15 protein-coding genes are annotated in these 12,348 nt (G+C 68.1%); 6 read left to right on the top strand and 9 right to left on the bottom strand.

Going from position 1 to position 12,348, the window contains the following annotated elements; translation table 11 throughout:
- The first annotated feature begins 65 nt into the window (after positions 1-65).
- Positions 66-1,001, top strand: coding sequence for a metal-dependent hydrolase (locus tag FHR72_RS20250; RefSeq protein ID WP_183471432.1), 936 nt, complete (start codon positions 66-68; stop codon positions 999-1,001).
- Positions 994-2,112: a hypothetical protein gene (locus FHR72_RS20245; RefSeq protein ID WP_183471431.1), complete on the top strand. Its 1,119-nt coding sequence runs from the start codon at positions 994-996 to the stop codon at positions 2,110-2,112. Before FHR72_RS20250 ends, FHR72_RS20245 begins: the two co-directional genes overlap by 8 nt.
- Here the strand turns inward: FHR72_RS20245 and FHR72_RS20240 are convergent.
- The 5 genes from FHR72_RS20240 to FHR72_RS20220 are packed head-to-tail and all read right to left on the bottom strand — an operon-like array spanning position 2,102 to position 6,531.
- Positions 2,102-3,061: an alpha/beta hydrolase gene (locus FHR72_RS20240; RefSeq protein ID WP_183471429.1), complete on the bottom strand. Its 960-nt coding sequence runs from the start codon at positions 3,059-3,061 to the stop codon at positions 2,102-2,104. The genes FHR72_RS20245 and FHR72_RS20240 overlap by 11 nt on opposite strands.
- Before the next feature lie 22 nt (positions 3,062-3,083).
- Entirely contained in the window at positions 3,084-3,476 is a 393-nt protein-coding gene (locus FHR72_RS20235; RefSeq protein ID WP_183471427.1) for a universal stress protein, read from the bottom strand.
- A complete protein-coding gene (locus FHR72_RS20230) occupies positions 3,476-5,017 on the bottom strand; it encodes a tripartite tricarboxylate transporter permease (protein WP_183471425.1) in 1,542 nt (513 codons plus the stop codon). The genes FHR72_RS20235 and FHR72_RS20230 overlap by 1 nt, the downstream gene beginning before the upstream one ends.
- Positions 5,018-5,533: a tripartite tricarboxylate transporter TctB family protein gene (locus FHR72_RS20225; RefSeq protein WP_396888487.1), complete on the bottom strand. Its 516-nt coding sequence runs from the start codon at positions 5,531-5,533 to the stop codon at positions 5,018-5,020.
- Entirely contained in the window at positions 5,530-6,531 is a 1,002-nt protein-coding gene (locus FHR72_RS20220; protein WP_183471423.1) for a Bug family tripartite tricarboxylate transporter substrate binding protein, read from the bottom strand. Before FHR72_RS20220 ends, FHR72_RS20225 begins: the two co-directional genes overlap by 4 nt.
- 86 nt (positions 6,532-6,617) lie before the next feature.
- On the opposite strand from FHR72_RS20220, the gene FHR72_RS20215 reads away from it, so the two are divergent.
- On the top strand, positions 6,618-8,258 hold the full coding sequence (locus tag FHR72_RS20215; RefSeq protein ID WP_183471421.1) for a sensor histidine kinase: 1,641 nt from the start codon (positions 6,618-6,620) through the stop codon (positions 8,256-8,258).
- Positions 8,251-8,916 (top strand): response regulator, encoded by a 666-nt coding sequence (locus FHR72_RS20210; protein WP_183471419.1) that lies wholly within the window; start codon positions 8,251-8,253, stop codon positions 8,914-8,916. The genes FHR72_RS20215 and FHR72_RS20210 overlap by 8 nt, the downstream gene beginning before the upstream one ends.
- Here FHR72_RS20210 and FHR72_RS26610 read toward each other — a convergent pair.
- From FHR72_RS26610 to FHR72_RS20200, 3 genes are all read right to left on the bottom strand, one after another.
- Complete coding sequence (locus FHR72_RS26610) at positions 8,810-9,079, bottom strand: Calx-beta domain-containing protein (RefSeq protein WP_311736204.1); 270 nt, start codon at positions 9,077-9,079, stop codon at positions 8,810-8,812. The two genes, FHR72_RS20210 and FHR72_RS26610, sit on opposite strands and share 107 nt — an antisense overlap.
- A gap of 57 nt (positions 9,080-9,136) precedes the next feature.
- Complete coding sequence (locus tag FHR72_RS26605) at positions 9,137-9,340, bottom strand: hypothetical protein (protein WP_260156134.1); 204 nt, start codon at positions 9,338-9,340, stop codon at positions 9,137-9,139.
- Between the two features lie 71 nt (positions 9,341-9,411).
- Positions 9,412-9,669: a hypothetical protein gene (locus FHR72_RS20200; RefSeq protein WP_183471417.1), complete on the bottom strand. Its 258-nt coding sequence runs from the start codon at positions 9,667-9,669 to the stop codon at positions 9,412-9,414.
- A 221-nt stretch (positions 9,670-9,890) separates the two neighbouring features.
- On the opposite strand from FHR72_RS20200, the gene FHR72_RS20195 reads away from it, so the two are divergent.
- Positions 9,891-10,190 carry a hypothetical protein gene (locus FHR72_RS20195; RefSeq protein ID WP_183471415.1) on the top strand — a complete coding sequence of 100 codons (300 nt, stop codon included), beginning with the start codon at positions 9,891-9,893 and terminating at the stop codon, positions 10,188-10,190.
- 89 nt (positions 10,191-10,279) lie between these two features.
- Positions 10,280-11,011, top strand: a complete 732-nt coding sequence (locus FHR72_RS20190; RefSeq protein WP_183471502.1) for a type 1 glutamine amidotransferase — start codon at positions 10,280-10,282, stop codon at positions 11,009-11,011.
- Here the strand turns inward: FHR72_RS20190 and FHR72_RS20185 are convergent.
- Complete coding sequence (locus tag FHR72_RS20185) at positions 10,993-12,342, bottom strand: TIGR01777 family oxidoreductase (RefSeq protein ID WP_183471413.1); 1,350 nt, start codon at positions 12,340-12,342, stop codon at positions 10,993-10,995. The genes FHR72_RS20190 and FHR72_RS20185 overlap by 19 nt on opposite strands.
- Between the last annotated feature and the right edge of the window lie 6 nt (positions 12,343-12,348).

Raw genomic sequence — 12,348 nt, 5'->3', positions numbered from 1 at the left:
GGCGATGCAGTAATCATACATGGACTCATTTGTTTGTATGATTACCGACCGCCGAGGGACCTGCCATGTCCGACTTGATCGTCCGCAAGCTGCGCTTCGCGTTCGCCAGCCATCCCGTCCCGTTCGTGTGGAACGAGACCAACCCGGCGTTCTCCGCGATGGCGAACGCCGTGTCGTTTCTGGCGATCGGCTTCGAGAAGATGATCGGCGGCATGATCCCCGAGGCCATTCCTCATATCGCCGACCCCGCCGTCGCCGAGGAGGCCGACGCGTTCGTCCGGCAGGAGGGTCAGCACTCGATGGCCCACCGGCAGCACGCCAAGGCGCTGATCAAGGCCTACCCCGCTCTGAAAGAGACCTTGGACAAGGTCATCGGCGCCTATGACGACATGACGGCGAACACGCCGCTGAAGTATCGCCTGGCCTACACCGCGGACCTGGAGGCGACGTTCACCCCGGTGTTCAAGCTGATGCTCGACCATGACGACACGCTGTTCGCGACCGGCGACGACCGGGTGGCGTCACTGTTCCTGTGGCACTTCGTCGAAGAGGTCGAGCATCGCAGCTCCGCCCTGACCATCTACGACGCGGTCGTCGAAGACCCGTGGTACCGAATGCGCGTGGCCCCGTCGATCTTCAAGCACGTGATGGGAATCATCCGGATGGCTTCCGAGGATTTCAACAGGGTCATCCCGCTGGAGGAGCGCCAGGTCGACGCCATGTCCACCTTCCGGATCCATCGCCGCACCAAGGCTCTGCGGCAACGGCTTCCGTTCGGAAACGCGCCCTATGACGGGCCGTTCGCCAACGCGTTCGGCCACCTGCCCCTGCGCGAGCAGCTCGTCGCGCTGGCCGGCGTCGTGCGCAGCCAGATCCCCGGCCACGACCCCACCCACGAGAAATTGCCCGCCCTCGCACAGGAGTGGTTCGACCGTTACGACGCCGGCTACGACGTGACCCAGTGGTACACGAGCACGGAGAGCAGTGCCGCCCATGTCTGACCTGTGCACCCCCACCTTCGCCGATCTCGCTGCCCGGCTTGGCTTCTCGTGCGATACTGCCGGCGGCCTGATCGAGTTCCGCAACCCGTTCGCTCTGGAGAACTGGACGCTGCCGGTTCTTGAGCTCACGGTGATCGTCGGCGCCGTCCTGGCCCTCTGGTATTCCGTCGTGCGGCTGCGCAAGCACCACGACCCGACGAACATCGTGCTGTGGTTCGGGGCGATCGCCTACCTGCTGATCATCGAGCCGCCGCTGTACTTCCCGGGCGCCTTCGGCATCTCGGAGTACGTCGACACGATGTTCGCCCACAACGTGTTCACCGTCGAATTCCTCTGGGGCAGATTGCCCCTGTATATCGTTGCGATCTACCCGATGATGGCGACGGTCGCGTTCGAGATCGTGCGCAGCCTGGGGGTGTTCCGGCGGTACGGCACGCTGGTCGGCGCGGTCTGCGTCGGGTTCGTCCACCATGCGTTCTACGAGATCTTCGATCATCTCGGACCGCAACTGCGGTGGTGGGAGTGGACGCTGGACCATCCGATGAATCAACCCTTCTTCGATTCGGTCCCGCTTCCCAGTGTCGTGGTGTTCGCGGCGCTGTGGCCGATGTCGTTGGCGCTGTGCGTGCAGTTCTTCGTCGGTCGCCACGTCGACGGGGGCCGGACCTTCACGGGGACTCAGATCGTGGGGCGCACCCTCGTGATCGGCGTGCTGGCCTCGATCGGCACCGCGATACTGCCGCTGCCGGCCACGGCTGCGGCGGGCATCTCCGGCAGTACGACCGTGGGTGGTGTGGTGTACGCGCTGGAGCTGGCGGTCATCGCCGTGGTGGCGATACCCGTCCTGGTGAATCAGTGGCGCCGCGACGACGATGCGCCCGTCTACAGCAGGGTCATCCTCGGCTACGCGGCCGTCTACCTGGCCGTGATGGCGGCGCTCTGGGCCGGCGCCCTGCCGGCCCACCTCGGCGCGTCCGATGGCGTGACCGCCGCCGGGGACCCCACCGGCAGCCTCTGGTACACCGTGGTGTGCTTCGCCGTCGCGGTCCTGTGCCTGACCGCGGTCGTGACGAAGAGCCGGCGCCTGACCCGGGAGGTGGTCACCGCGTGAAGGCCGTGAACCACTCGATGACCGTCTCGGCGAACAGCGCCGGGTCCTGGCCGTGCATGGAGTGGCCCATCATCGGAAACGATCTGTAGGTCAGGGGCGCGCCGCCGCCCTTGACCAGCTGCGTCACCCGACCGGCCTGGATGTCCGAACAGGCGCCGATCAAGCCCCCCGAATCCTGGTCGATCATCCGGAAGTGGTGGGTGAACAGCACCGGCACCTTCACCTGGCTCAGCATCACATGGTGCGGGCAGCTGGCCGCGAATGTGCCTGTGATGAAAGCCTTTCCCCACTCGGGATCGTATTCGCGCAGGTTCTGCGCCGGCTCGGCCGTGCCCACGACCAGCGCGACGTGCGCCTGCCAGTCGGCCAGCTCACGCGGCACCGCGGCGACGAAGCCGTCCCAGTCGCCGACGCTCCACTGATCGCCCAGGTACCGTGCCCACATCCCGAACAGAGGGCCGATGCTGTCGGTGATGGCGGGCCCGACCAGCGGTGCGGTCTCGGAGCTGAAGAACGGCGGATCCTCCCAGCAGGCGGCGATCACCTGCCCCGGCCTGGCGTAGGCCGAGAGCCAGGCGCTGGTCAATCCGCCCGACGACAGGCCGCTGACGAAGGCCGGTCTGCCGATGACGCCGTCGAGGAACCGGACGAGGTCGTTTCCGACGTTGTCGAGCGTGTACCGGTGCGGTGTGCGCGTGGATCTGCCCTGCCCTCGCAGATCGACGGCGTGCACGTGAAAGTGCTCGGCCAGCAACGGCATTGCGGCCTCATAGCCCCACCAGGATTCCGACTGGCCGGGAATCAGCAGCAGCGGGGGCCGGTCGGGATGACCGGCGACCGCGTAGTTCAGCTGCACCTCACCGGTATCGAACAGCAACTCCGGAAAGCTGTGCCGCACATAGGTGGCCTCCGGTGCGTGCGGTCCGAAAGCGCCTGCGTACCGTCCCATGCCCTCAGGCTGTCACATCGGGTCAGGTGTCGGCGGGCTTGACCGCCAGTACGGGCTTGGGACACTCCAGGATCAGCTTCTGCGCGACGCTTCCCAGCAGCAGCTTGCCGACCGGGTTGCGGTGCCGGATGCCGACGACGAGCAGTTGGGCCTCCGGGCGGTCCATCGCCGCGAGCAGCTCCTCGGCGGGATCCACCCCGACCGGCTGGATCAGCTCGAACGCGATGCCGCACTCGGCGAGCCGGGCCTCGACGTCGTGCACCTCGGTCTCGTCGGCGAAGCGGGCGTCGACGTAGGACTCCCCCGACGTCGCGTTGACCACCAGCAGGTCCGTGCCGCGCAGTTCCGCTTCGGCGATGCCGTGCTCCAGCGCCGCGTGCCCGAAGGCGTCTGCGGTGTAACCGATGACGATCATTACTGCTGACCCGCTTTCTCCCGTTGGTCCTTGTCGTCCTCGACCACCAGCAGCGTCTCTTCGCTGCGGTGCATCAGCCGCAGGACCAACGGCGCCGCCAACAGCAGCCCCATCAGCACGTAGGTGACGATCGCGACGGGTTCGGTGAACAGGCTCCCCCACTCGCCGCCGCCGAGCTGGAGGCTCTGCCGCAGCTGACGCTCGATGCGCGGCCCGAGGATGACGCCGATGATCAACGGCAGCACGGGAAGTCCGAAGCGACGCATCATGAGCCCCATCAGACCGAAGATCAGCAGCAGGGCCAGATCGAGCGGCTGCAGGTTGACCGCGAAGGCGCCCAGGGTGGCGAAGAACAGGATGCCGGCGTACAGGTACGGCCGCGGGGTGCGCAACAGCTTGGCCCACAGCGGCGCGAGCGGGAGGTTGAGCACCAGCAGCAGGAAGTTGCCGATGAACAGGCTCGCGATCAACGTCCAGATCAGCAGGGGTTCCTTGTCGAACAGGGTCGGCCCGGGTTGAATGCCGTAGGACACGAACGCCGTGAGGATCACCGCCGCGGTGGCGTTGGTCGGCAGGCCCAGCGACAGCATCGGCACCAGAGTGCCTGCGGCCGAGGCGTTGTTGGCCGCTTCGGGACCGGCGACACCTTCGATGGCGCCCTTGCCGAATTCCTCGGGATGCTTGGAGAGCCGCTTCTCGGTGATGTAGCTGAGGAAGGTCGGGAGTTCGGCGCCGCCTGCCGGGAGCGCACCGAACGGGAACCCGAACGCCGTGCCACGAAGCCATGGCTTCCAGGAGCGTCCCCAGTCCTGCTTGCTCATCCACGGGCGTCCGACGGGGATGACGTCGGCCGGGCGGCGGCGCAGATGTGCAGCGACCCAGAGGGCTTCGCCGACGGCGAAGACCGCGACCGCGATGACGACGATGTCGATGCCGTCGCTGAGCAGCGGGATGCCGAAGGTGGCGCGCGGCTGCCCGGTCAGCGAGTCGATGCCGACGATGCCGATGGCGAGCCCCAGCAGCAGCGAGATCATGCCGCGCATCTTCGACGAACCGAGCACGGCGGTGACGGCGACCAGCGCGAACAGCATGATGGCCAGGTAGGACGGGGCGCCGAGTGTGACGGCGAACCGTGAGATCGCCGGCGCGAACGCCGCGATCAGAACGGTGCCGATGGTGCCCGCGACGAACGAACCGATCGCCGCGGTGGCCAGCGCCTGGGCGGCGCGGCCCGCCTTGGCCATCTTGTTGCCCTCGATGGCCGTGATCACCGACGACGATTCACCCGGGGTGTTGAGCAGGATCGAGGTGGTCGATCCGCCGTACATACCCCCGTAGAAGATGCCGGCGAACATGATGAACGCGGCGCTGGGGCTGACGTTGTAGGTGATCGGCAGCAGCAGCGCGACGGTCATCGCGGGGCCGATGCCGGGCAGCACGCCGACGGCGGTGCCCAGCAGCACGCCGATGACCGCGTACAGCAGATTCATCGGGGTCGCGGCTTCGGAGAAGCCCTGAAGCAGCCAGTCGAAATTCTCCATTTACAGAATCCCATCCAGAATGCCTGCGGGCAGCGGGATTCCGAGCCCGGAGTAGAACGCATAGAAGCTGGCGACGGCCAGCACGGCGCCGATGGCGATGTTGCGCACGTAGTGCTTGCTGCCCAGGACGGTCGCGCATCCGGCGAAGAACAGCGCCCCGGCGATGGCCCAGCCCAGCGGCTGCACCAGCACGATCAGCAGGATGAACAGTCCGACCAGCAGCCCCACCGTGCGCCAGTCGCTCGGCATGTCCGGGTCGATGTCCTCCCCCGCGTCCGCCTCGCCCCGCGATCCGCGCGGGATGGCGATCGCCAGGATCACCGCCATCACGAGCAGCCCTGCGCCGATCACGATCGGAAAGAGCCGCGGCCCCACGGGATCGACTTTGGCGTAGCCGTCGGGGATCGACAGCGCGTCATAGAGCAGGAACGCTCCGACGACCACCATCACCGCACAGACGACGTACTGGGCGTAATCGGGGCGCACGGGGGTCTCGGGCCTCTCGGTGGTGCTCACAGCAGCCCCAGATCGCTCAGCGTCGTCTCGACGCGCCGGTCCTGTTCCTCCAGGAACGCCTCGAACGGTTCCCCGGTCATGAAGGCATCACTCCAACCGTTCTTCACCAGCGCCTCCTTCCAGGCATCAGTGGCGTGCAATTCCTCGAGCACCTTGATCATCGCGGTGCGGTCCTCATCCGAAATGCCCGGCGGGGCAAGCACTCCGCGCCAGTTGGTGAACGTCAGATCCACACCGGCCTCCGTCAGCGTCGGTGCGTCGATGCCCTCGACGCGTTCCTTGCCCGACACCGCGAGCACCCGCACCTGACCGGATTCGATCTGGTCGACGTACTCGCCCAGGCCGGAGGTGCCCGCGGCGATCTTGTTGCCCAGCAGCGCCGTCAGCAGGTCACCGCCGCCGTCGTAGGAGATGAAGTTGACCTTGGTGGGGTCGACCCCGACGGCCTTGGCGGTCTCCATCGGGAAGAGGTGGTCGGGGCCGCCGGGGCTCGATCCGCCGCCGATGGTCACCTTGGCCGGATCGGCCTTCCATGCGTCGACAAAGTCCTGGACGGTCCGGAACGGCGAGTCCGCGGGGACCAGGATGCCCTCCTGCTCCTCGACCACCTTGGCCAGCGCGGTCGCATCCGACGAGCGTGCCTTGGAACCGTTGGTGTAGGTCGCGCCGACGACGCCGAGGCCCATCATCATCATCAGATCGCCGTTGCCGTGTTCGTTCATCAGTCGCGCCATCGCCACCGTGCCGCCGGCGCCGATCACGTTGAACACCTCGACGCGGCCGGTGATGTCGTCGTCTTCCATGATCTTCACTGCGGTGCGCGCGGTGAGGTCGTACCCGCCGCCGGGGCTGTTGGGCACCATCATCCGCAGACGGTGCAGGCTGGTGTCCTCGCCGCGGGTCACCCCGCAGGCCGACACCAGCAGCGCGGCGATGACGGCGAGGACCAGACCGAGGCTCGGCCGGAAGCCTTTTCGGTGTCTGCCGCTTACGAACATGTCGTCCCCAATCACTTGGTTGTGATGCTCAGCAATACTGGACCCCGACAGTGACCCACGTCACCCATGTGGACGCAAAGGAAGTAGTGGTCATTAAGAACACGGGCACCACGATCGTCGGCCTGCTGCGGGGGCGCAGCCTGGCCGGCCAGTTCCTGGTGTTCCAGCTCGTCGTGGTCGCCGTCGTGCTCATCGCGGTCGCCGCGGTGTCGGTGGCCCAGTCCGAGGGCGAGTTCCGTGAGGTCCGCGGCCAGCGCATGATCGCCGTGGCCGAGAACATGGCCTCCACGCCGATCGTGCGCGAGCGCACCGAACAGAACCCGCCGGACGCCTTCGTCGCCCGCACGCTGGCTCCCGAAGTGGACCGCGCGGTGGCACTGTCGGGGGCCAGCCTCGCCGAGATCCTCGGCCCCGACGGAGTGGTGCGCGCGTCGTCGGACCCGTCGCGGATCGGTGCGCGGGTGGACCTCGGCCCGAGCCGCGCCGACGAGGGCCGGGCCTGGTTCGGCGACACCGACGTCGACGGCACGCACAGCCTGGTCGGGCAGGTGCCGATCCTGTCCACCGACGGTGAGGTGATGGCCGTGGCCTCGGTCAGCGAGAAGTATCCGTCGGTGTGGGCGCTGCTCAGCGGTGCCGGCGAAGGTCTCCTGGTGTACCTCGGGCTGGGCGCGGCGCTGGGTCTGGTGGCGTCGTGGCTGCTGTCGCGGCGCATCAAACGCCACACCCGCGGGCTTGAGGTCGCCGAGATCGCCAGCCTGGCCGATCATCGCGAAGCGCTGCTGCACAGCATCAGGGAAGGGGTCATCGCCGTGAACAACGACGGCGAGATCACGCTGCTCAACGACGGCGCACAGGACCTTCTCGGAGTTCCCGGCAGCGCGGTGGGCCGACGGGTGGACTCGGTGGGCATCGATCCCGCGGTGGTGTCGCTGCTGCTGTCGGACGCCGACGGCCGCGCTGCCGACGATGCGGTGATCGCCACGCGTACCCGGGTGCTGGCACTGAGCCGGCGCGCGGCGACCAGCCAGGGCACCCGGATCGGCACGGTGACCACGATGCGCGACAGCACCGAGCTCGCCGCCCTGCAGGGGCAGCTGTCCTCGCACAAGAGCGTCACCGACACGCTGCGCGCACAGACCCACGAATTCGCCAACCAGCTGCACACCATCTCCGGGCTCGTACAGCTCGGTGAGTACGATGCGGTGCGTGACCTGGTGGGCACGTTGACGCGGCGCCGCGCCGAGATCAGCGATGCGGTGACGCAACGCATCTCCGACCCCGCCGTCGCCGCGCTGCTGATCGCCAAGACCTCACTGGCCGCCGAGAGCGGTGTCGCGCTGCGGCTCGACCCGCGGTCACGCCTGCAGGCCCTGGACCCGGCATTGGCCACGGACGTGATCACCCTGCTGGGCAACCTGATCGACAACGCCGTCGACGTGTCCGTGGGTGCGCCGGAGGCCGGTGTGACCGTCCGGATCGACGACGAGGACGGCCTGACGATCTCGGTACTCGACTCGGGTCCGGGGGTTCCCGAGCATCTTCGAGAGTCGATCTTCGCCCGCGGCGTGACGTCCAAACCGGAGGTGCCCGGCGGGCGCGGCATAGGACTGGCTCTGGTGCGGCTGGTGACCGCGCAGCACGGCGGCACGATCGAGGTCGACGACGCGCCGGGTGGCGGCGCGCGATTCCTGGTGCGGCTCAAGGCGGTACCGAGTCATGCGTGACGTCCTGGTCGTCGACGACGACTTCATGGTCGCCGAGATCCACCGCCGATTCGTCGACCGCGTGGAGGGCTTCCGGGCTGTCGGGGTCGCGCGCAACGGCGCCGAGGCGTTGACCGCGACCCGGGACCTGCGGCCCCAGCTGATCCTGCTCGACGTGTACCTGCCCGATATGACCGGACTCGATGTGCTGCAGCGCCTCCGGTCCGAGGGTGACCGCGTCGACGTCATCATGATCACCGCGGCCCGCGAACTCGACACCGTGCGAGGGGCTTTGGACGGCGGCGCGGCCGACTATCTGATCAAGCCGTTCGAGTTTCCCCAGCTGGAGGCGAAGATGCTCGCCTTCGCCGCACGGGCGGACGCGCTGCAGTCGGCCGGCGGTGCCGACCAGAGCCTGATCGACACCCTGTTCGGCGGGCCGTCCGTGGCACCGGTGAAGGTCATGCCCAAGGGCCTGGGCGCCGAGACCGGTGACCTCGTGCTCGCCGCGGTCCGACGTGCCGGCGAGGTGTCGGCCGCCGAATGCGCTGACCTGGTGGGGATTTCCCGGGTCAGCGCTCGACGCTACCTGGAGCACTACCTCGGTACCGGCGCTGTCGAGCTGCGTCTGCAGTACGGCGTCGGCCGCCCGGAGCGTCGGTACCGGATCGTGGTCTAGAGGACCGTCCGGTGGGAATCGTTCCGGTACCGGTCGCGTCGGAGAGGGTGGCTCCCGTCGGGCTCGACAGGGTGACCACGAAACTCTCGGTGCCTTCCAGCAGTCGGTCGCCGAAGACGACCACGGAGATGGTCTTCCTCGTCTCGCCGGGAAGGAACGTCACCGTCCCTGCGGTGGCGGCATAGTCGCTGCCCCCGGTCGCCGTGCCGTTGCCGGTGATTCAACCGACCGTCACGGTCTGGCTGGACGGCGCAGCGAGGGACACCACGAACTGCGCGGGAACCCCCGGGCTGGTCGCGTCGACGTCGAACTGGAGTGCTTCCAGGTGGGCCAGCTTGTTCGTGTTCACGGTGTTCCAGTCGCCGGCCAGGATCCCGCCCGTACCGCGCAAATTCGGATTCCACGACCAGAACGTCCACGACATGTCCCGCGCCCCGCTGGGATGTCGGTGGCGCCGTTGTTGTCGAAGTCCCCGGACAGATACGAGGTGATGGCTTACTTGTCGCCGGTGTTCGCCCTGATGCAGCCGTCCACCACTTCGGCTGCGACGAGGTCTTTGAGGCGGTCCGCGGACAGCGCGTCGACCTCAGCCTGGCAGGCATCCTGGACCGACATCCCGCCGTTGGCTTCCATGCGGTCGCGGGCGGACTTCCCGACTTCCGCGAAGCCGAACTGTTCGGAGGGCGTCTCGTCACCGCATGCCGCGAACAGGAGCGACAGTGACGCGAGGCTCGCAACCAACAGTTTTCTCATGGACCGATTGTCCCAACCACGTCTGACCATCCACCGCCAGCCCTGAACTTTCGGGTGATGGCGCCGGTTTCTGCCAGGCGGCGATCAATCACTGCCAACCGAAATGAACCGCCACCACCCCGGGTTGAACCGGTCAGATCACCACGATCGAACAACCACACACAGTCGACACCGCGCGATCCGCTCCACGGCTACGACCCACACAAGGGAAGAGCACGATCATGAAGAACCTCACCATCGCCACCACCGCAGCCGCCACCCTCACCGCCGCCTTCCTCGGCCTGGCCGCCCCCGCCCTGGCCGCCCCCAGCGGCGGCGACGCCCGCACCACCATCAGCCAACTCGAAGCCCAAGGCAACCGCGTCGTGGTCAACCGCCTCTCCGACACCCCGCTCTCCCAGGCCGAGGTCGTCGGAGTCAACCAGGGCGGCGCCATCCGCAGCACCGTCCAAGACCACTTCGGCGACAACACCTACCAGGGCACCATCACCGGCCACGTCTACTACGTCGACGTCCGCTGAGCGGCGCCACCTGAAGTAACTTCCCTCAACAACAGGGCCACCTCTGCAGAGGTGGCCCTGTTGCATGTCAGCCGGCGGACGCACTGATAATTGCCGACGTGGCACGCAAGGTTCTGTTCCTCCTCAACGAGTACATCGCGACGCAGGCATTGCTCGGCGACGCGTTCGCCGAGCAGGGTTTCGACGTCGACACCTTCGCGGTGGTGCCCGCGGCGAAAGCAGGCAACCCCGCGGGTCCGGTGGACTTCCCGGACCCCGCCGGCTACGACGTGATCGTCCCCCTGGGGGCGACCTGGCCGGTGTACGACCAAGCCCTGCGGGACACGTGGGTCGGTACCGAGATGCAGATGATGCGCGACGCCGCCGACGCCGGAATCGCGCTTCTGGGAGTGTGTTTCGGAGGCCAGCTGCTCGCGCAGGCGTTCGGCGGAACAGTCGCGCGGGGACCGCGCCCGGAGATCGGCTGGTGCGACGTCGCCACCGACCGTCCCGACATCGTGCCCGGTGGCCCGTGGTTCCAGTGGCACTTCGACCGTTGGACGCTGCCGCCCGGTGCCACCGAGATCGCACGAAGCCCGCACGCATCGCAGGCTTTCGTGCTCGGCCGGGCGCTCGCCCTGCAGTTCCACCCGGAGGTGAACGCGGACCTGCTCAACATCTGGCTGGCAGCCGACCAGCACGGCGATGTTGCCGGCGTAGGGCTGACACACGAGGACATCCTCGCCCGCACAACGGCTCTCGCAGACGACGCCGCCACCCGGATCCGGGGCCTCGTGCACGGATTCCTGACCCGGGTCGCCGGTCACTCCCGCCCGAGTTGATGGGCGAGCGCGTCCGCCACGTCGGCATGCCGGAATGTGTGGCCCACGCTCAACAACTTCGACGGCACCACGCGCTGGCTGGCCTCGGCGAGTTCACGAGCCCCCTGCTGTCCCAACAGGATCCGCGGCCCGAGTGACGGCACCGGAAGCATGGCCGGGCGGTGCAACACGCGGGCCAGCTCCTCGGTGTACTCGGTGTTGCGAACAGGTTCCGGGCCAACGGCGTTCACGGGTCCGCTGAGCTGCTCGTCGTACAGCGCGCGATGGTAGATGTCGATCAGATCGTCGAGTCCGATCCACGACAACCACTGCTTGCCGCTGCCGAGACGTCCGCCCAGACCTGCGGCGAAGAGCGGACGTAGCAGACGCAACGTGCCACCGGCGGCCGCCTGCACGATCCCGGTGCGCACCTTCACCACCCGCAGCCCGGCGTCGGACGCGGGCACCGTCGCAGCCTCCCAGTCGGTCACGACGTCGGCCAGGAAACCGTCTCCGCGGCTGCCGTCCTCGGTGAGCTGGGTGTCGCCACGATCGAACCCGTAGTAGCCGATCGCCGATGCGCTCACGAACACGCGGGGCCCGTCCTGCGCCGATGCGGCCGCCTCGGCCAGCAGCCGGGTGGGCTCGATGCGGCTGTCGCGGATCGCCTTTCGGTGCGCGTCGGTGAAGCGCCCGGCGATGGACGCGCCTGCGAGGTGCACGACCGCATCGACCCCGGACAGCAGGTCCGGAGTCGGCGCCTGGGGATCCCACCACCGCTCGTCATCACCCTGTGCCGTACCGCGCACCAGCCTGATCACGCGGTGTCCGCCGGTGGTCAGGAACGCACACAGCGCCGAACCGACCAGACCGGACGCGCCGGTGACAGCGATGACCATGGGCTTCATCCCGGCGATGGCGGCGCGACGGTGCGCGGCGAGGTCGTCTGCGATCTGCCGGTGCCGGTAGACGAAGGTCGCGCGCAGACCCGCCGCGGGCACCACAGTGTCCACCCGGTCGTGGACCCGGGTGCGCCCGCCGGCATCGGCGAACGTGTGGGTGTGCCGCCAGCCACCGATGACCCGGGGCGGATACGAGGTCAGGCCGTCGGAGGACAGCTCGTCGACGAACCGGCTGCCGGGCACGTACGCCGACGGGTCGTGACGCGCCACCCAGCGCAGCCCGCCGGGGAGTCCGAGGACCGCGACACCGTCGGCCAGCGATTGCGCCTCGGACACCACGGTCATCGGCTGCCAGGGCGGTACCAGTCGCGGCATGGCGCCGGGCCGGCCGAACCAGTCCCACACCTCCTCGCGCGGATGGTCGACGACGCTTTCGTACTCGATGCCCATGGCCCT

Source organism: Mycolicibacterium iranicum, assembly GCF_014190915.1.
Taxonomy (GTDB): Bacteria; Actinomycetota; Actinomycetes; order Mycobacteriales; family Mycobacteriaceae; genus Mycobacterium; species Mycobacterium iranicum_B.
The sequence above is the reverse complement of the archived record's forward strand: the minus strand, read 5'-3'. Positions and strand labels throughout refer to the sequence as shown.

Bases quoted from the DNA above. Each gene is read 5' to 3' on its own strand.
- FHR72_RS20230 (WP_183471425.1), bottom strand. From the start codon at position 5,017: ATGGAGAATTTCGACTGGCTGCTTCAGGGCTTCTCCGAAGCCGCGACC.
- FHR72_RS20220 (WP_183471423.1), bottom strand. From the start codon at position 6,531: ATGTTCGTAAGCGGCAGACACCGAAAAGGCTTCCGGCCGAGCCTCGGT.
- FHR72_RS26605 (WP_260156134.1), bottom strand. From the start codon at position 9,340: ATGTCGTGGACGTTCTGGTCGTGGAATCCGAATTTGCGCGGTACGGGC.
- FHR72_RS20195 (WP_183471415.1), top strand. From the start codon at position 9,891: ATGAAGAACCTCACCATCGCCACCACCGCAGCCGCCACCCTCACCGCC.
- FHR72_RS20200 (WP_183471417.1), bottom strand. From the start codon at position 9,669: ATGAGAAAACTGTTGGTTGCGAGCCTCGCGTCACTGTCGCTCCTGTTC.
- FHR72_RS20210 (WP_183471419.1), top strand. From the start codon at position 8,251: ATGCGTGACGTCCTGGTCGTCGACGACGACTTCATGGTCGCCGAGATC.
- FHR72_RS20245 (WP_183471431.1), top strand. From the start codon at position 994: ATGTCTGACCTGTGCACCCCCACCTTCGCCGATCTCGCTGCCCGGCTT.
- FHR72_RS20240 (WP_183471429.1), bottom strand. From the start codon at position 3,061: ATGGGACGGTACGCAGGCGCTTTCGGACCGCACGCACCGGAGGCCACC.
- FHR72_RS20185 (WP_183471413.1), bottom strand. From the start codon at position 12,342: ATGGGCATCGAGTACGAAAGCGTCGTCGACCATCCGCGCGAGGAGGTG.
- FHR72_RS20235 (WP_183471427.1), bottom strand. From the start codon at position 3,476: ATGATCGTCATCGGTTACACCGCAGACGCCTTCGGGCACGCGGCGCTG.
- FHR72_RS20250 (WP_183471432.1), top strand. From the start codon at position 66: ATGTCCGACTTGATCGTCCGCAAGCTGCGCTTCGCGTTCGCCAGCCAT.